The sequence below is a fragment of the Methanomicrobiales archaeon genome, assembly GCA_030019205.1.
Taxonomy (GTDB): domain Archaea; phylum Halobacteriota; class Methanomicrobia; order Methanomicrobiales; family JACTUA01; genus JASEFH01.
The window spans coordinates 34953-53077 of record JASEFH010000019.1; the positions used below are offsets into that span (position 1 = coordinate 34953).

An 18125-nucleotide genomic window follows, 5' to 3' on the forward strand; every position below is an offset into this window, starting at 1 on the left:
ATCGTTCCGCCCCGCGGGGACTCCCGCCGATCCGCCCCCCGGAATTCTCCTCAAACATTGGTCGCCGGGCCCCATAAAACCATCCCGCGGCCAGCGCGGCGAGGGCGGCAGGTGCGCCGCCGCACGGAACCGCCCTGTTCACCTCCGCGATGCATGCTAAAACGTAATACCTTCGCCATCCCAATATATAAGCAGCAGACGCAGGAGAATGGCATCGTGACAGATGAACCGCCCGTCCACACCATATGGATCGAGAAGTACCGCCCGACGACCCTCTCGGAGATCGTGGGGCAGGAGGAGATCGTGGAGCGCCTGACGTCCTATGTGCGGAACGGGAGCATGCCCCACCTGCTCTTCACGGGGAGCGCGGGGGTGGGCAAGACCACTGCGGCGATCGCGCTCGCGCGGGACTTCTTCGGGGAGAACTGGCACACGAACTTCCGCGAGCTGAACGCCTCGGACGAGCGGGGCATCGACGTCGTGCGGAACCAGATCAAGCAGTTCGCCCGCACGGCGCCGTTGGGAGGGGCGACGTTCAAGATCCTGTTCCTGGACGAGGCGGACGCCCTGACACCCGATGCGCAGGCGGCGCTTCGCCGAACCATGGAGAACTACGCCGCCACATGCCGCTTCATCCTCTCCTGCAACTACTCGTCCAAGATCATCGATCCCATCCAGAGCCGCTGCGCCATCTACCGCTTCCGCCCGCTCCCGCGGGAGGCGGTCGAGGAAGAGCTGAAGCGGATCGCCGCGATCGAGGGGCTCACTGTCACGGACGCGGCGATGAACGCGATCGTCTACATCGCCCAGGGTGACATGCGGAAGGCGATCAACGCGCTGCAGGGGGCGGCGATCCTGGGGAGCCGGATCGAGGAGGACCGGGTGTACGCGATCACCGCGACGGCACGACCCGAGGAGATCGACGAACTCCTGGAGCTGGTGAGCGGACGGGCGGCGTTCGACGAGGCGGAGCGGGCGCTGCGCGCCCTCCTGAACGACCGCGGAATCGCGCCGCTGGAGCTTATCGGCCAGATCTACCGCGCCCTGGTGCGGAGGGAGATGGACGGGGGGCTCAAGGTGGAGCTGATCGATCACCTGGCGGAGACGGAGTTCCGCCTCTCGGAGGGGGCGAACAGCGACATCCAGATGGAGGCGCTGATCGCCCGCATGGTCCTCTCCGCGACAGAGAGGAAGTGAGCAGCGTGGAGCAGCCCCAGACGACGGTAACGAACGTCACCGGGCAGTGGGAGAGGTTCCTGAAGAGGAGCTACAAGAGGGAGATCGGGGAGCTGGAGCGGGAGTTCCCGAAGCGCCGCTCGATATACATCGATTTTCGGAAGATCCTGGACCTGAAGCTGCAGCAGAGCGTGCTGGACAGCCCGGGATCGACCATCGAGACGATCCGCGACGCCCTCCACAACCTGGGCACCGTCAAGCGTGAGGAGGACAAGAGCCGGGTGAACGTGCGCTTCCTGAACCTCCCCCGGCGGACGGGGGTGCGGGACATCCGCGCCGACCAGATGAACACCTTCCTCTCGGTGGAGGGGATCCTCCGGAAGACGACCGAAGTGCGCCCGCGGATCGTGGAGGCGGTCTTCCGATGCCCCTCCTGCGGGCGGACCCACATGGTGCCGCAGAAGCACGGGCGGTTCCAGGAGCCGGAGTCCTGCCCGCACTGCGAGAAGAGGGTGAAGATGGAGCTGCTGCCCTCCCGCTCCCGGTTCATCGACGCCCAGAAGCTGCGCATCCAGGAGTCCCCCGAGGGGCTGCGGGGGGGCGAGCAGCCGCAGACGCTCGACGTGGACGTGACAGACGACCTGACCGGCATCGTCTCGCCGGGCGACCGCGTGATCGTGAATGGCATCCTCCGCTCCCTCCAGCGGGTCGTCGGCATGAACAAGAGCACGCTCTTTGACATCTACCTGGAGTGCAACTCGATCGAGGTGGCGGAGAAGGAGTTCGAGGAGGTGGAGATCAGCGAGAAGGACGAGGAGGATCTGCTGGCGCTCAGCCGGGAGCCGGGGCTCGTGCGGAAGATCACGCGCTCGATCGCCCCCACGATCTACGGGAGCGACGACGTGAAAGAGGCGATCGCGCTCCAGCTCTTCGGCGGGATCCCGAAGGAGATGCCCGACGGGAGCCGGCTCCGCGGGGATATCCACATGCTCCTCGTGGGGGACCCGGGCATCGCCAAGAGCCAGCTGCTCCGCTACGTGGTGAAGATCTCCCCCCGCGGGATCTACACCAGCGGGAAGTCCTCGACCTCCGCCGGGCTCACGGCGACCGCGGTCAAAGACGAGTTCGGGGACGGGCGCTGGACGCTGGAGGCCGGCGCCCTGGTGCTTGCCGACATGGGGATCGCCGCCGTGGACGAGATGGACAAGATGCGCAGCGAGGACCGCTCCGCCCTCCACGAGGCGATGGAACAACAGAGTATCTCCGTGGCAAAAGCCGGCATCACCGCGACCCTGAAGTCCCGCTGCGCCCTCCTGGGGGCTGCAAACCCCAAGCTCGGGCGGTTCGACCAGTTCGTGCCGATCGCCGAGCAGATCAATATGCCCCCGGCCCTGCTGTCCCGCTTCGATCTGATCTTCGTGATGCAGGACCAGCCGGAGAAGAAGAGGGACGAGGCGATCGCGGAGCACATCCTGAAGGCCCACCGCCTGGGCGAACTTCTCGTCCAGCACGCGCATTCCCCCATCCCCGGTGTGGACGAGGCGTACATCGAGCGCGAGCGGGCGCCGGTCACACCCGACATCGAGCCGACGCGGCTGCGGAAGTACATCGCCTACGCCAAGCGGACCTGCTTCCCCATTCTCTCTGCGGAGGCGAAGGAGACGCTCGTCGAGTACTACATGCGGCTCCGCGGGCTCGCCGACAGCAACAAACCGGTGCCGGTGACCGCCCGGCAGCTGGAGGCGCTCGTGCGCCTCGCCGAGGCGAGCGCCCGCATCCGTCTTTCAAAGACGATCGAGCGCGAGGATGCCGAGCGGGTGATCCGCATCGTGGACACCTGCCTGCGCATGGTCGCCTACGACGCCGAGACGAACACGTTCGACATCGACAAGCTGGTCACCGGTGTCCCGAAGACGCAGCGGGACATCATCCGCACCATCAAGGAGGCGATCCGCACCCTGAGCGGCGAGGGCGGGAACCGCGCGCGGATCGACCAGGTGATCGAGAGCGTCGTCTCCCAGGGGTTCGACCGCGCGAAGGTGGAGGCCCAGATCGAGCTCCTGATCCGCCACGGCGAGGCGATCGAGCCCCGGCACGGTGTCATCCAGCTCATCTAAATCCTCCGGACCCCCTACCCTTCTCCATGATCACCGATCGAGAGAGGGCGGCATTCGAGGCCGGCATCAAACTCGGGGCCCTCTACCACCAGTGGGTGGGCACGCCCATCTCCCCGGAGACCGCGGGGACGGTGGAGACCGCGATCGAGCAGGCCGTTGCCCTGCAGCCCTGCGTTGAGGGGGTGCGGGTGCGGCTGGACCGCAGCCTGATGGAGCCGAACCTCTTCGGCTACTCCGAACTCCGCGGGCTGATGTTCCGCGTGGAGGTGACGACCCGTGTGGGGCGGGCCGTCTGCCGGGCCGTTCTCGAGAGCCGGGACGGTTACCCCCTGATGGATCTGGTGTCCTGCGATGAGGGCTGAGAGGATTCCCATCACCGACGATCACATCCACATCGATCCCCGCAACGGCCGCGGGATCGAGGCTGCGAAGGAGTTCCGGCGGGCGGGGGGCACTCACATCTTCCTGGTCTCCAAACCTTCCTGGAGCTGCGGGGTCGAGCCCGCGAGCGGTGCGGAGTACGGGGCGGTGTTCGAGTACACCCTCTCGGTCGCCGAGCGGGTGCGGGAGGCGGGCGTCGTGGCATTCGCTGTGCTCGGGGTGCATCCGGCGGAGATCACCCGCCTGTCCGAACGGATGCCCCTTCCCGAGGCCGCGGCGGCGATGCGGCGGGGGCTGGAGGTCGCCGCCGCCTACGTGCGGGAGGGCCGGGCGGTCGGCCTGAAGAGCGGGCGCCCCCACTACCCGGTCCCGGCGGAGGTCTGGGATGCCAGCAACGGCGTACTGCGGCACGCCCTCGCCCTGGCCGCCGACTGCGGATGCGCCCTGCAGGTCCACGCCGAGAGCGGGCCCTGCGCCGATATCGTCGGCATGGCGGAGTCGGTCGGCATGGACCCGGGGAGGGTGGTGAAGCACTTCGCCGTGCCCGAGACGCCTCTCGTGCCCTCCCTCATCGCCCGCCACGAGGGGATCGCGGATCTCGCCCTCCGGGGCAGGCGGTTCACGATGGAGAGCGACTACATGGACGAGACCAGCCGGCCCGGCGCCGTGCTGGGGCCGAAGTCCGTCCCCCGCGCGACGAACCGACTCCTCGCCGAAGGGCGGATCGGCGTTGAGGAGGCCTGGCGCATCCACGCGGACACCCCCGCGGCGGTGTACGGTGTCGAGATCGCGCTCTGACGGTTCCCGCGGTCATGGGCGTACCCGGACGAGCTCCCGGCGTTCATTTTTTCATGCCTCCCGTCGATGATCTACCGGCAATGTACATGAAAATCCACCGCACCCCGGACGGCCATGCCGTCGTCGCCGTCTGCGACCGCGAGCTTCTCAATACGACCGTCCGCAGCGGAGAGGTCGAAATCTTCATCTCCGAGAAGTTCTACGGGAACACGCCGGCCACGGAGGCGGATGTGGAGAGGGCCCTCGCGGCTGCCGACAACGTCAACCTGATGGGGGAGCGGTGCACGGCGATCGCGATCCGCCTGGGTCTCGTCTGCCGGGATGGCTGTATCCGTCTGGGCGATGTGCCGCACGCCCAGATCTACGGACTGTGATGCGGATACGTCCATGAAGGGCATCCTCGAGAGTTTCTGCCCGCGGTGCGGACGACCCTCCGAGGGGATCTGCGATCGCTGCCGCGCCGCGGAGGTCGTGTGGATCCGCTGCGATCCCCGCATGGAGAGCGTGGCCTGTCCGATCTGCGGGGCGGTGAAGCAGGGGGGCGCCTGGGTCGCGTCCGCCGCGGAGCGGGAGCAGCTCGCCCGCGAGCTCGCCCTGCGGGCAGTGCACCTCCATCCCGAGGTGGAGGACGTCCGCGTCTCGACCGCGCTGCAGGAGCGTAGCCAGAACCGCACGGTCGCCACCACGTCCGTCTCCGGGACGCTCTACTCCGTGCCGCTCTCGGCCACCTGCCGCACGGAGATCAGGTTCCGGAGCGAGCAGTGCACCCGCTGCAGCCGCATCCGGGGAGGCTACTACGAGGGCGTGGTGCAGGTCCGCGCGAAAGACCGTGCCCCGACGGGTGGCGAGGTGCAGGCGGCGGCGCGGATCGCCTGCGATCTGGAGAGGCGGCTGCAGGAGAGCGGCGAGCGTCTCTCGTTCGTCTCGGAGATGCAGGAACTCCGCGAGGGGCTCGACATCGTGGTGGGCACCCAGCACCTGGGGCTGCTCCTCGCCCAGGCGATCACCGCCGAGCTCGGCGGGCGGTTCACCACCCACCCCAAACTCGTCGGGGAGAGGGACGGAAAAGCGCTCTACCGCATCACCTACTCCATCCGCCTCCCCTTCTACCAGAAGGGTGACGTGATCGAGGCGGAGGGGCGCTACTACGAGGTGCGGGAGGTGGAGAACCAGTACCTCCGCGTATTCGACCTCGTGAGCGGCTCGGCGCGGTCGATTCCGGAGGATCAGCCCGCCCGCCGCATCGGCAACGTGCGCGAAGCCCGGGACGCGATCGTCGCCTACCGGGACGGCGCCGCCCTGGGCATCCTGGACCCCGATACCTATGTCCTGCACGAACTGGAGCCGATCCGCTGGCTCCCCCTGGAGGGCGGGGATACGGTGCGGGTCCTGCGGGACCGCGAGCGGGAGCGGCTGGTGCCGGTCGGGTGAGGGATGCGGGCGCGAAGGTGCAGGAGGGGCGATCTCCCCCGGATCGCAGCGGAGGCGTGGGTCGATCCCTCCCGCCGCATCCACCTCTGCGGGGAGACGGCGTACGTCCCCGTGCGGGAGGGCTGCGCCTGGGATACGGAACTCCCCGAGCGGATGCCCTACCGCGGACGGGGGTTCCAGCGGCTCGGCGACGTGATCGTGCTGCACGGGCGGCCGCCGGATGCCGGCGAGCTCGCGGCGATCGTCGCCTGGGAACGCCCCCGCGGGATCCTGCACCTGCGATCCCTCGAGGGGGCGACCCGCACACCGGAGACCGTCCTCCTCTACGGGACCTGCGGAGAGGTCTGCCAGCGCGAGAACGGCTGCCGCTACTGGCTCGATCCCGAAAGGGTGATGTTCGCGCAGGGCAACCGGGAGGAGAGAGCGCGTATGGGTGCGGTCGTACGGGAGAGCAGGCGGTGCGAACGGATCGCCGATCTGTGCGCGGGGATCGGCTACTTCACCGTCCCGATGGCCCGGAGCGGGGGGGATGTCCACGCAATCGAGCTGAACCCCGTCGCGTTCCGCTACCTCGAGCGGAACGTGGCCGAGAACGGGGTGCAGGACCGCGTGCAGTGCTCCTGCGGGGACTGCCGCGACCTGCTCGAGGGGTGCTACGACCGCCTGGTGCTGGGCCACTTCGGGAGCCGGGCGTTCCTCCCCGCCGCGCTGCAGCATGCGCGGGGGGGGAGCGTGCTCCACGTCCACAGTATCGGGAGCATGGAGGCGGAGATCCGGGCCCTCTCTGCCGCCCACGGCTTCTCGGCCGAGGTGAGCGTCCGCCGCGTGAAGAAGTACGGGCCCCGCGCCCTCCACGTGGTGCAGGATGTGAGGCTTACATGACCGTCCAGACGCTCGCCGGGAAGGTGATCGTGCTCGCCGTCACGGGGAGCATCGCCGCCGTCGAGACGGTGCGGCTCGCCCACGCCCTCCGCCGCCGCGGCGCCGCGGTCCAGGGCGTGATGAGTGCGGCGGCGTGCGGGATCCTCCATCCGGATGCCCTGACGTACGCGACCGGTCGGGAGACGATCCTCCGCTGCGGGGGGCGGGTGGAGCACGTGGAGTACTGCGGCGAGGGGGGGCGGGCGGACCTGCTGCTGATCGCCCCCTGCACGGCGAACACGATCGGCAAGATCGCCGCCGGGATCGACGATACCGCCGTGACGACGTTCGCGACGACCGCCATCGGGCGGGGTATGCCGTTCGTCGTCGCCCCGGCGATGCACGGGAGTATGTACCGCCACCCGCGCGTGAGGGAGAACCTCGCCCGCCTGGAGGGCTGGGGGATCGATGTCGTCCCCCCGCGGATCGAGGAGGGGCGGGCGAAGATCGCCGGGATCGAGGAGATCGTGCTGCACGCGGAGCGGGCGGTGATGGGAAGACCGCTCCAGGGGAGGAGGGTGCTCGTCACCAGCGGGGCCTGCCGTGAGCCGCTCGACGACGTGCGGGTGCTGACCACCCGCTCGAGCGGGCGGATGGGGCGCGCCCTGGCGCTCCAGGCCTACCGTCTGGGGGCGGAGGTGACGGTGGTCCACGGCGACTCCTTCCCCGCCGTGGAGAATGTCATGGCGGAGACCGCGGCCGAGATGGCGGAGCAGGTGCTCCGCCGCGTGGAGGCCGGCGTGGACTACTATGTCAGCGCCGCGGCGGTCTCGGACTTCGCCCCCGAGCGCCGGGAGGGCAAGATCGAGAGTGGTCGGGCGGTCACCGTCTCGCTCCGCCCCCTCCCCAAGCTGCTGGATGCGGTGCTCGCCGCGGATCCGCCTCCCCGTGTCGCGGCATTCAAACTGGGATGGGACGCGGAGGAGAAGGCGCGGGGGATGCTCGAGCGGGGCGTCTCCGTCGTCGTGGCGAACACCCCGGCCGCGATGGGGGCGTCCCGCGGCGAGTTCGTCCTGATCGACCGGAACGGGCGGCTGCCGCTCTGCGGCTCGAAGGAGGAGGTGGCGGCGGCGCTATGGGCCCGGTTGCAGTAGGCTACTCCCCGGGCCACATATCGGGATTCTTCCGGGCGGTGTGCAGCGGCGATCCCGCGATCTCGGGCTCGGTCGGGGGCGGGATCGTGATCGCCGAGGGGGTGTGGGCCTGCGTCTCGCCGGCGGATGAGACGCGGATCGTGGTGCACAGCGTCTCGGGGGGACGGGCGGTGACGGAGGAGGGATCCCCGCCGCTCGCCTACGTGCTGCGGAGACTGGGTATCGCCGCCGAGGTCACCACTGTCTGCCGCCTGCCGATTGGATCGGGCTTCGGCCTCTCCGCGGCCTCGATCCTTGCGTCCCTGGCCGCCCTGAACTCCCTCTACTCCCTCGGGCTATCGCGGGCGGAGATCGCCGCCCTGGCCCACGAGTCCGAGATCGTCCACCGCACCGGCCTGGGGGACGTCGCCGCCTGCCAGGGGGGAGGGGTCGCCTGCCGCAAGGGCCCCGGGACCCGGGCGGAGATCGTGCGCTGTACCGACGTGCGGGAGCCGATCTTCGCGGTGACGTTCGGACCGCTGGACAGCCCGACGGTGCTCCGCTCCGCCGCCGCGATGGAGCGGGTGGCGGCCGCCTACCCCCCGCGGTTTCCGCGGGACATCCGCGACTTCTTCGCCCTCTCGCGAAGTTTCGCGGAGAAGAGCGGGCTTGTCACCCCGGAGGTGGCGGAGGTGCTGGCCGCCTGCGATGCGGCGGGGGTGCCGGCGAGCATGACGATGCTCGGGCGCGGGGTGTTCGCCCTGGGGGAGGGAGCCCGAGCGGTCTTCTCCGAATTCGGCGAGGCGATCCCCCTGACCGTGGCGAAGAGCGGGTTCGGGCTGCGGGAGGCGGGGGGGTGATCCCCCCCGATCACCCGCGCCACCGCTCGCTCGTGGTGCGGGAGCGGCTGGCGGCGTATGCCCGGGAGGGTGTGGTGGCGCTCGAAGGCCTGATCGCCCACGGGCGGGGGGAGGCCTTTGACTACCTCCTGGGGGAGCGGACGATAGAGAGCGCCCTTCTGGCCGAACGGACCGCCGCCGCCATGCTGCGGATGGCGGAGCGCCCCGTCTTCTCCGTGAACGGGAACACCGCGGCGCTCGCCGCCGGGGCGATCGCCGCCCTCCAGCGGGTGTCGGGGATCCCCGTGGAGGTGAACCTCTTCCACCGCACGGAGGAGCGGGTGCGGCGGATCGCACGAATCCTGGAGGACGCGGGGGTGTCGGTCCTCGCGGGCGAGGCGGAGAGGCTGATCCCCCTATCCCACGATCGGGCGTACTGCCTGCGGGACGGGATATACGCCGCTGACGTGGTGCTGGTCCCCCTGGAGGACGGGGACCGCTGCCAGGCCCTACGCTCTCTCGGGAAGCAGGTGATTGCAATCGACCTGAACCCCCTCTCCCGCACTGCGCGCTCCGCCACGCTCACCATCGTGGACGAGGTGACACGGGCGATTCCGGCGGTTGCAGAGGCGTACCCAACGCTCACCGATGCGGAGAGCGCAAGGCTGATCAGCCGTCTCGACAATACGTATCTACTGCGATCCGCCCTGGATGCGATAGGAGAACGACTTTTCCATGCTCTGGATTGAGAAGCACCGCCCGCGGCGGTTCGAGGACGTGGCGGGGCAGGAGCGGGTGATGGAGCACCTCGCCACGTTCGCCGCCACCCGCAACGTGCCGCACCTTCTCGTCTGCGGACCGCACGGCACGGGGAAGAGCGCCGCGGTCGAGTGCTTCGCGCGGAGTCTCTACGGGGAGTTCTGGGAGGAGAACACGACCGTGATTCCGGCCGCCGACCTCTTCGGGGAGGGGAAGCGCTACCTGGAGGCGGACGAGCGGTTCGGCCACCTCTACCGCAGGGACCTGACCCTTCTCGCGAACTTCAAGCATGTGGTGAAGTGGTACGCCTCGCTCCGCCCCCTGGGCGCGGAGTTCAAGCTGATGGTCTTCGAGGGCGCGGAGGGGCTCACGAAGGACGCGCAGGCGGCGTTGCGGCGGATCATGGAGAGATACTCCGCCACCTGCCGCTTCGTCTTCGTCACGACCAATCCTTCCGCGATCCTGCCCGCGATCGGCTCCCGCTGCCTGCCGCTCTTCTTCTCCCCCCTCCCCCCGGAGCGGATCGAGGAGACGCTCCGCCGCATCCTGCGGCAGGAGGCGCCCGACACGGTCCTCCCCGATGAGGATCTCGCCCTGATCGTCCATGCGGCGCGGGGGGACCTGCGGATGGCGATCCTGCTCATCCAGATCCACGTCGCGTCCGGTGGAAAGACCGATCTCGCCGAGATCGCCATCTCCGAGACCGACAACGTCGCCGCGGCCGCGTTCGCCTCGGTGCGGAGCGGGGAGTTCGCGGCGGCCCAGAAGCAGGTCGAGTCCCTCTTCATCGACTACGGCCTCACCGCGACCGAGGTGCTCGCCGCCCTGCGGCGGGCGGTGCGGAGGGAGTACAACGATCCCCGGCTGGTGGAGCGGATCGCGGAGGCGGACTACCGCCTGACCCGGGGGGGGAACGAGTACGTCCAGGTGAACGCCCTCCTGGCGACGATGATGGAGGGGGTGCCGCAGCGAAATGGCGGCGCTTCACGCCTGCACGCCTGAATCGTGCGGCGGTTCCGGCTCGAGGGCGACCCGCGCATCTCTCTGCATCCACCAGCCCGCGGCGAGGAGCATCGGGATGCCGACGGGAATCGAGATGCCGCCCGGGCCGTGGAGCAGCGGACCGTACTGGATCGCGCACGAGAGGAGGAAGAGGACGCCGCTTCCCATCACCGCGTATCCGGCGCGGTTCTTCGCGGTCCGGGGAGAGGCGTCATCGGCCGCGAGCAGAACGGCCAGAACGAGCAGCAGGACGGCGCAGCACCAGACGACGATGCTCCACGCCGTCCGCCCGCCGAGGTGGCCTCCCGTCACGTAACCGATATCCTGGAGCAGGGAGATCCAGTTCGAGCCGAGGTACGTCTGCTGGTACCGGAAGAGAGCGCACTGGATTCCGGTTCCCAGAAATGAGCCGATGATGTAGATATTCAGGGGAGCGAGCAGCATCGCCGCCACGGCGGCAGGGCGGGCCCGGGGGTATGCCATACCCTACTCTCTGCGAACGTCTCCATAAATCCAGCAGATCCGGCAGCGCCGGGGATCCGGGCAATCTTCCCATGCCCGCACCGCCCGCCTGCCGCCGCTCCCGGCTGCTCGCCCGCGGGGGCGCCGGCGACCGACACGGGCATCGGATCCACGGCGGAGCCCGGTCCCGTATCCGCGGGCCGGCAGGGAGCATCCCTGCCGCATCTGTCCGGAATGGATAAAAAGAGTCTTAAAACCTCGAAGCGAATGTACAGAATCGACAGATTCGTCCCGCGAAGCGGAACATTTAGATTCGGCTCCATCTACAGAAGGGCGGTTTCAATTCCAGACGGCACGGCAGGATCGGAGGTATCGGACTGAAGAAGGTCGCCGAGCACTACGACGCGGTGGCGGGCATCTACGACCGCCGCTACGACTCCCCGCGGGGGAAGGCATACCACGGCCATATCAGCTGGCGGGTGATGGAGCGGCTCCCGCGGGGGGTCTCGCTCCTCGATCTGGGCTGCGGCACGGGACTCTTCATCCAGCGCTACACCGCGGAGGGGGGGACGGCGGTCGGCCTGGACATCAGCGGCGGCATGGTGGAGATGGCCCGCCGCCGCTGCCCCGCGAGCGACTTCGTGGTCGGGACCGCGGAGGTGCTCCCCTTCCGCGAGGGGCAGTTCGACGCGGTGGCGAGTCTGCTCGCGTTCAGCTACCTCTCCCGCCCCGATCGGATGCTGCGGGAGACCTACCGCGTGCTGCGGCCGGGGGGGAGCGTGGCGATCTGCACGCTGGGGTCCTCCCTGCTCACGCTCGTTCTGGTGCCGGCGGTCTACCGCCTGGGGGAGCTCCTGGGCGTGCGCCGTGTCGGCGTGGGGGATTTCAACGAGCACTACTATTCGGAGGAGGAGATCCTCGAACTCTTCGACCGGGCCGGATTCGAGGCGATCCAGGTGCAACGCTGCTCGTTCGCAAACATCCACCTGGCCGACCCGCTCTTCCGGATCTTCAAGGCCGCGGAGCCGTTCGTCGAGGAGAATCTGCCGGCTCTCGCCTACAACATCCTGGCGAGCGGGAAGAAGCCGCTGGAGTGACGGGGTCTGACCGTCAAAAGACCGTATCCATTCCGCCCAGGACCCCTCCCCGCGGCCTTCGGCCGCCCCCTCCCCTCGAAGGGGAGGGGCCTGGTGCGATTGGCACGTATTGGATACTCCACTGCTTCAAACATCCCGGATACTTGGGGCTTCGGTATCGCCAGAACCCCCGGTGAGATTCTTTGATCAGGCCCTCTCGCACCCGGGGGGTGCCGCAGCGGCGGGGGCGATGGCCCCGGGAGCGTCCTCGATGGTATGAAAGAGTATATCAGCTGGATGGCTGCCAAAAGCGAGGATCAGCCCCGCAGCCGCTCCACGATCCGCCGCTTCTTCTCGATCGCGGCAGCCGCCGCGCGGTCGATGCCCGCCTTCATCTCCTCCATGCTGCGGCCGCTCTTCTCCACGACCTTCTTCAGCGGCGTGTAGGCGGACTCGCGGAAGCGGGGGGAGAAGTCGCGGTCCTCGCCGTCCACGCGGAGCACCGCCCCGGGCTTTCCCTCCTCCACGCGGCCGATCTCCGCGATCTCCACCCCGGCCGAGCGGACGACCGCCATGATCTCCCCGGCCGCGTCCGGCGGGGCGGCGATCAGGAGGGCGTCCAGCGAGACGCCCAGGTAGTCGATCTTCAGGCGGTCGAGCAGGGCCAGGACCGCGGGGTTCACGAGCCGGCGGAGGTTCTGCTCCTCGACGACGATGCGGCAGCGGGCGGTCTGTGCCATCTCGTAGGCGTCGCCCCGCAGCCCGCCGTTCGTCACGTCGGTCATCGCGTGGATCCGCGCCAGGCAGGGGCTCGAGAGCAGCGCCTCGCTCGCCTTCAGGAACGCCAGGTTGATCGTCTCCTCCACGACCTCGGGGTAGCCGTAGTAGAGGGCGGAGGTCGCGATCGTCCCCCCGCCCGCCCCCTCGGTCATCAGGAGCAGGTCGCCGGGCCGCATCTCCTTCCGCGCCGTCAGGCGGTCCGCCACCCCGACGGCGCCGACGGCCCCCGTCATGCGGGTGCCCAGCACCATGTCGCCCCCGATGCGGAGGGTGGAGCCGGTGACGAGCGGGATGCCCATCGCGTCCCCGACCGCCGCGATCCCGGCGGTGTAGTCGAAGACCTTCGCGACGTCCCCGTCGTCGGCGACGTGGATGTCGGAGAAGAGGGAGACGGGGCGGGCCCCCATGACGTAGATGTCCCGCAGGGTGGCGCGCGTCGCGTGGAACCCGGCGAGGAAGGGGAAGTCCGAGAGGCGGGAGTGCATGCCGTCCACCGTGCTGACGATATACCTTCCTGAGGCCACGACGGCCCCGGAGTCGTCCATCTCGTCCACTCCGACGGCGGCGCCCGTCCGCCCGATGATCTCGGCGATCTTGCGGTGGGCGTAGAAGTCCCCGCTCCCCCTCGATCCGACGCCGAACTCCCCCATGCTGACGCCCGCGGGGACGAAGGTGACCAGATCCCCGGTGAGCCCCTTGGTGTTGTTCACCTCGATGAGGACGGCCCGGGCGAACTCCCGCGCGTAGGCGGGATCGGCCCCCTTCACCTCCACGATCCGCTCGGCGAGCCTCTCCACGATCTCCCCGTCGCCAACCCCCCGGGCCAGGAGGCGGCGGGCGTATCCTTCCGCATCCATAGGTGTATAGAGATGGATCGGGGGATCAGTTAAGGTGTTTGGGTTGCCGGACAGCGGCGGCGGTATTCGTGGCTGTCCTCCTCGGGGAGCAGTCCCTATCGCACATGCATCCGGAATATTTCTTCTCGCCTGGAATCTCCAGCATTCTCTCCGCCCCACCCCCGCGGCCTGAAGGCCACCCCCCTCCCACAGGGAGGAGGACTGGTACGATAGGTCCGGGAAGATGAGAGCAAAACACGCGTGATATAGGCGATTTTGTCGAGCGATCTGGCCTTCCGCTGTGATAAGGAGAGGGTTTAAGAAAGGGGTTATTAGATTATGTAAAAATAGATTGACGGATTTTTTCAACAAGGATGCCTTATCTCCTGCTTAAGCCTCCGATGACTCCCAGATATTCTTCGAGCTCGATTCCCAGATGTCTTGCGGCTTTTCGTGCAATATCATCAGAGATGGCATTGACGCCGTTCATCGTTTCAACAGGATACTCTCTTCGGACATACGATAGAATTTCTGCGTAGGATGCCGGGGAGTGCCACAGAATCGCAAAGATATCGCACGCATCTTTCACCTGTTTGTCGTCCTGGGTTCGGTTTGAAATTGATTTTAATTTCGATGCGAGCAGGATATGCGGGGGAGGCACAAAAATATCTAAATCAAGGTGGACCACCGACAACCCAGAATGCTCGTTAAAGACTCTCTCGAATATCGGTTCATCGATCACCCCGCAACCGAATAGGCTCTCGTGCAGGGGATGAATATAATCGACCATGACATCGACGTACAAATAGTACAAATCATACATGGCGAATCTTTTGGCATTCTCCTCCGTGAGAACTTCCCCTGTCTCTTTGTGTACTATTTTGCAGAAACGGCCGTTGCTGTGAGGCACGTAGCCCAACGTCCGGATGATCCGGATTGCTCTGGCAAACGTGCATTCTTTGAATTCATGGGGCTCGCTCTCCCTCTCGATGTGAAAACAGACATCGATATCCCTCGATCCCAGATAATTTGATCCGCGCATTCTCGAAAGGAATGATTGACAGTAAAATACACCGCCCATCCTCCAAGGAGTAAAAAGGGTTCCGGTAAAGAGCGGGCAAGGTGAGTGAGGGCAGCAAGAGCAGATTCCGTCTCGAATGGATTGTACAACTCATCGGTCATAATACACTCTTTTTATCAGGATATCGGCCGCTTCCCTGCATTCGGCCCCTTCGCGGATGAGATCCACTATCAACTGCTGAATGGAGACCACAAAATAATGGTCAATTCTGCTCCGTTCGTAGAACACATGGGGATCGGTGAGAATAATTTTGACATTTCCTTTGCCGGCATACCCATTGCTCATCAGAAGATTGTGCCAATAGATCTGATCGCCGGGCTTGATGTAGAATTCAACGGACCTCGGAAACAGATAGTGGCTCATTAGATTCTCCGCAAAATATCCCGTGATCGCATATTCTTTTTTTACGTCTTTGAATAACTGTGCCGGGTTCTGGATATTGTATTCTCGGTATAAGCGCGTCTCTTTCCGTCCTGCCCAGAGATAAAACAGTTTTTCCGGATCGCGGAGGATATGTTCACGGATGATTCCTTCCCGCTCAAGCTCCCTTAATACATTGAACACGTACGTGTAGCTGACGCCAGCCTCTTTTGCGATACGGTACCGCGTTGGATTTTTCAGTTTCCTGCTCAGCAGAACTCGATATATTCTCTCTGTTTTCGCGCCATAATAGATATCTGTACTCGATGCGCTCTTCATAGGAATATGTAACTTTTTAGTTCTATTATTTATAATTAACTTATATATCTCATTTTACATTCTATATTTATAATTAACTTACAGACCGAGTCTTTATTCAGAAATGCATCGGTCTCGAATTACCACGCACGGCCATCTCCAGGTGCGCATTTCAAAAGCTGGCGATTTTGATCTTAGAGAGATTGTGAACTTAGAGATATGCCGGATCGCATCACGCTTCAACCCAGACGACCTCTTGTTCAATGGACGGCCGGAGGTACGGGCCAAGCCCCTGTCCGGTGACCAGGTCCACGCGGCGACCAAGGAGGTCCTCAAGGTAGTATGCCAGCTCCATGAAATTCCGGAACGTGGTTTCCCCCGGCGCAAACTCGACTAATATGTCGATGTCACTGTTCGGCCTGTCCTCTCCCCGGACGGTGGATTCGAAAATCCCGATCTTGGCCACGCCGAATCGTTTCCGGATGTAAGGGAGCACCTATTCGAGCCTCCCGATAACGGATCGCTTCCCTACGGGGGGTTTCTGAACGGCCATCTCTGCTTCTTCCTAGGAGACGTGAGAAGATGAAATTTCCCAATGCAGATACGCGATTTCTTCCCCACCCCCGCGGCCTGAAGGCCGCCCCCCTCCCACAGGGAGGAGGACTGGTACGATAGGGATTACAGAGAGTCCATGGAATGTCGCAGGCTATCGAAGATTCAAACGTATCAGAATGGGATAAACGGCGCAACACCCTTATATACCTGAAACCCAGCTGATCATGCATGAAGACTCTCCCCGAGATCATGAAGATAATTCGGGATCATGAGGATACGCTGCGGCGGCGATACAAGGTAAAGAGAATCGGGCTGTTTGGCTCGTACGTGCGAGGAGAGACGCATCCCGGGAGCGATGTCGATGTGATCGTGGAATTTGACGAAGTCATCAGTCTGCTGCAGCTGGTATCCCTGGAGAACTACCTGAGCGAGCTCCTCGGCCAAAAGGTCGACGTCGTCCCGAAAGACGATATCCGGAGCGAGTTGAAGGATCGGATCCTCCGCGAAACTGTATATGCATGAAGGAAGAATCCAGGAACGTCAGGATCTACCTCACGGACATTCTCGACAATATCTACCGCATCGAGAGGTTCATCGGAGGTATGGAGTACGATACCCTCTCTCACGATGAAAAGACGTACTTTGCCGTTATACAGTGCATCCAGATTATCGGGGAAGCCGCAAAACACGTTCCTGCATCGGTACGATCGCGCTACCCCGATATTCCCTGGTCAGATATCGCAGGTATGCGGGACAAACTCATCCACTTCTATTTCGGGGTTGATCCAATCAGAGTCTGGAAGGTCATCCAGGAAGACTTTCCATTTCTGAAACCCCAGATTCAAAAAGTATTAAATGATCTCAATGGGGGAAGATAGCACCATGGCAGAAGTCACTTCAGCACCGAAGGGGGGAAACGATGGCAGATGAGATGGCATGCGCCTGCACGATCGCCGGCTCGGACTCGAGCGGCGGGGCCGGGATCCAGGCGGACCTGAAGACCTTCACGGCCATCGGGGTCTGGGGGGTGACGGTCGTCACCGCGGTCACCGCCCAGAACACCCGCACCGTGATGGGCCTCTGGAGGCTCCCGGCGGAGGCGGTCGTCGCCCAGCTTGCAGCCGTCCTCGAGGACTTCCCCGTCGGGGCGATCAAGACCGGGCTGCTCTGCGACCGCGAGACGATCCACGCCCTGCACGACTACCTCCCGCGCGACATCCCCCTCGTGCTCGACCCCGTGATGATCTCGACGACCGGCTATACGTTCCTGAAGGCGGAGGCGATCCAGGAGATCAAAGACCACCTCATCCCCCGCACCACGATCATCACCCCGAACCTCACCGAGGCGGCGACCCTGGCCGGAATGGAGACGATCCGCAGCCTGGACGACGTGCGCGAGGCGGCCCGGAGGATTCTCAACATGGGCCCGAGGGCGGTGATCGTCAAGGGCGGCCACCTCCCCGGCCGCGAGGCGATGGACTTCTACATGGACCGCCAGGGCGAGGAGATCCTGAAAGGCGAGCGCTTCCCCTACGAGGTGCACGGCACGGGCTGCTGTTTCGCCGCGGCCCTCGCCGCCTACCTGGCGCTCGGCTGCGACGAGCGCGGCGCCTTCCAGCGCTCGAAGGCGTTCGTCGCCGGGGCGATCGAGCGGGCCCTTCCCGCGGCCCGCAGCGGTCGGCGGGCCGTCCAGCCGGAGCTGCCGGCCTACGAGGAGGGTTACGAGTAGGGCCGGCGAAGAGAGAACGGCAACCTCCCGGCGTGCAGCCGGGACCAATCCGTCAGGCCCCCATCCTCCTCTCTTCCCGCCGCTTTTCTTGCGATAATTCCGGGACTCCACACACCAGACACCGGGACCGAATAATCGGATCCGTATGATCCCCCGAGCACGCGCATCCCGCCGCGTCGAAGATTTTTTTCCATCCATCCCGACCTCCTGTATCCCCTCTCTCCCCCTTCCGCTGCTGGTGCGACTGCAAGAGGATACAGGATGCCGGAGTCCTGCGCTGGGATATTCTTGGAACTTCACGGAGCAGAGCCCATTCCGATCGATCGCCTCCTGGAGTAAGGCCTATCGCACCGGGGGGGGCGCCGCTGCGGCGGGGGCGACAGCCCTCCCGGGAGCACCGGAGAATCGAAAGAGGGGGATGGAACGTATGG

At 65.6% G+C, this 18125-nt stretch carries 20 protein-coding genes; 15 read left to right on the forward strand and 5 right to left on the reverse strand.

What is annotated here, in order from left to right; all coding sequences use genetic code 11:
• Positions 1-216 precede the first annotated feature (216 nt).
• The 11 genes from QMC96_10295 (at position 217) to QMC96_10345 (ending at position 10497) form a co-directional block, all read left to right on the forward strand.
• Positions 217-1197, forward strand: a complete 981-nt coding sequence (locus QMC96_10295) for a replication factor C small subunit (protein ID MDI6877145.1) — start codon at positions 217-219, stop codon at positions 1195-1197.
• Positions 1194-3293 (forward strand): minichromosome maintenance protein MCM, encoded by a 2100-nt coding sequence (locus tag QMC96_10300; protein ID MDI6877146.1) that lies wholly within the window; start codon positions 1194-1196, stop codon positions 3291-3293. The genes QMC96_10295 and QMC96_10300 overlap by 4 nt, the downstream gene beginning before the upstream one ends.
• Before the next feature lie 26 nt (positions 3294-3319).
• Positions 3320-3655 (forward strand): dihydroneopterin aldolase family protein, encoded by a 336-nt coding sequence (locus QMC96_10305; GenBank protein MDI6877147.1) that lies wholly within the window; start codon positions 3320-3322, stop codon positions 3653-3655.
• The gene (locus QMC96_10310) at positions 3645-4472 is read left to right on the forward strand and encodes a TatD family hydrolase (protein ID MDI6877148.1); all 828 of its coding nucleotides are present in this window, start codon (positions 3645-3647) and stop codon (positions 4470-4472) included. Before QMC96_10305 ends, QMC96_10310 begins: the two co-directional genes overlap by 11 nt.
• Positions 4473-4552: 80 nt before the next feature.
• Positions 4553-4846 carry a DUF424 family protein gene (locus tag QMC96_10315; GenBank protein MDI6877149.1) on the forward strand — a complete coding sequence of 98 codons (294 nt, stop codon included), beginning with the start codon at positions 4553-4555 and terminating at the stop codon, positions 4844-4846.
• 13 nt (positions 4847-4859) lie between these two features.
• Positions 4860-5903: a 60S ribosomal export protein NMD3 gene (locus tag QMC96_10320; protein ID MDI6877150.1), complete on the forward strand. Its 1044-nt coding sequence runs from the start codon at positions 4860-4862 to the stop codon at positions 5901-5903.
• A 3-nt stretch (positions 5904-5906) separates the two neighbouring features.
• Positions 5907-6785 (forward strand): methyltransferase domain-containing protein, encoded by an 879-nt coding sequence (locus QMC96_10325; protein MDI6877151.1) that lies wholly within the window; start codon positions 5907-5909, stop codon positions 6783-6785.
• Positions 6782-7918, forward strand: a complete 1137-nt coding sequence (gene coaBC / locus QMC96_10330) for a bifunctional phosphopantothenoylcysteine decarboxylase/phosphopantothenate--cysteine ligase CoaBC (GenBank protein ID MDI6877152.1) — start codon at positions 6782-6784, stop codon at positions 7916-7918. The genes QMC96_10325 and coaBC overlap by 4 nt, the downstream gene beginning before the upstream one ends.
• Positions 7900-8757, forward strand: a complete 858-nt coding sequence (locus QMC96_10335; protein MDI6877153.1) for a pantoate kinase — start codon at positions 7900-7902, stop codon at positions 8755-8757. The genes coaBC and QMC96_10335 overlap by 19 nt, the downstream gene beginning before the upstream one ends.
• Positions 8754-9485 carry a 4-phosphopantoate--beta-alanine ligase gene (locus tag QMC96_10340; GenBank protein MDI6877154.1) on the forward strand — a complete coding sequence of 244 codons (732 nt, stop codon included), beginning with the start codon at positions 8754-8756 and terminating at the stop codon, positions 9483-9485. Before QMC96_10335 ends, QMC96_10340 begins: the two co-directional genes overlap by 4 nt.
• Positions 9472-10497, forward strand: a complete 1026-nt coding sequence (locus QMC96_10345; GenBank protein ID MDI6877155.1) for a replication protein C — start codon at positions 9472-9474, stop codon at positions 10495-10497. The genes QMC96_10340 and QMC96_10345 overlap by 14 nt, the downstream gene beginning before the upstream one ends.
• Here QMC96_10345 and QMC96_10350 read toward each other — a convergent pair.
• Entirely contained in the window at positions 10480-10980 is a 501-nt protein-coding gene (locus QMC96_10350) for a hypothetical protein (GenBank protein MDI6877156.1), read from the reverse strand. The two genes, QMC96_10345 and QMC96_10350, sit on opposite strands and share 18 nt — an antisense overlap.
• A gap of 356 nt (positions 10981-11336) precedes the next feature.
• Between QMC96_10350 and QMC96_10355 the strand changes: the two genes are divergently transcribed.
• Positions 11337-12056, forward strand: coding sequence for a methyltransferase domain-containing protein (locus QMC96_10355; GenBank protein MDI6877157.1), 720 nt, complete (start codon positions 11337-11339; stop codon positions 12054-12056).
• Between the two features lie 296 nt (positions 12057-12352).
• Here the strand turns inward: QMC96_10355 and QMC96_10360 are convergent, their stop codons facing one another.
• The 4 genes from QMC96_10360 to QMC96_10375 all read right to left on the reverse strand — a co-directional run bounded on the left by QMC96_10360 (position 12353) and on the right by QMC96_10375 (position 15906).
• A complete protein-coding gene (locus tag QMC96_10360; protein MDI6877158.1) occupies positions 12353-13672 on the reverse strand; it encodes an AIR synthase-related protein in 1320 nt (439 codons plus the stop codon).
• 358 nt (positions 13673-14030) lie between these two features.
• On the reverse strand, positions 14031-14732 hold the full coding sequence (locus QMC96_10365) for a hypothetical protein (protein MDI6877159.1): 702 nt from the start codon (positions 14730-14732) through the stop codon (positions 14031-14033).
• A 90-nt stretch (positions 14733-14822) separates the two neighbouring features.
• Positions 14823-15431: a helix-turn-helix domain-containing protein gene (locus QMC96_10370; GenBank protein MDI6877160.1), complete on the reverse strand. Its 609-nt coding sequence runs from the start codon at positions 15429-15431 to the stop codon at positions 14823-14825.
• Positions 15432-15642: 211 nt separating this feature from the next.
• On the reverse strand, positions 15643-15906 hold the full coding sequence (locus QMC96_10375; GenBank protein ID MDI6877161.1) for a nucleotidyltransferase family protein: 264 nt from the start codon (positions 15904-15906) through the stop codon (positions 15643-15645).
• A 287-nt stretch (positions 15907-16193) separates the two neighbouring features.
• Between QMC96_10375 and QMC96_10380 the strand changes: the two genes are divergently transcribed.
• Genes QMC96_10380 through thiD form a run of 3 tightly spaced genes read left to right on the forward strand, consistent with a single transcriptional unit; the run spans position 16194 to position 17694 of the window.
• Positions 16194-16487, forward strand: a complete 294-nt coding sequence (locus QMC96_10380; GenBank protein MDI6877162.1) for a nucleotidyltransferase family protein — start codon at positions 16194-16196, stop codon at positions 16485-16487.
• Entirely contained in the window at positions 16484-16843 is a 360-nt protein-coding gene (locus tag QMC96_10385; protein MDI6877163.1) for a DUF86 domain-containing protein, read from the forward strand. Before QMC96_10380 ends, QMC96_10385 begins: the two co-directional genes overlap by 4 nt.
• Positions 16844-16884: 41 nt before the next feature.
• On the forward strand, positions 16885-17694 hold the full coding sequence (gene thiD / locus QMC96_10390; GenBank protein ID MDI6877164.1) for a bifunctional hydroxymethylpyrimidine kinase/phosphomethylpyrimidine kinase: 810 nt from the start codon (positions 16885-16887) through the stop codon (positions 17692-17694).
• Positions 17695-18125: the final 431 nt, after the last annotated feature.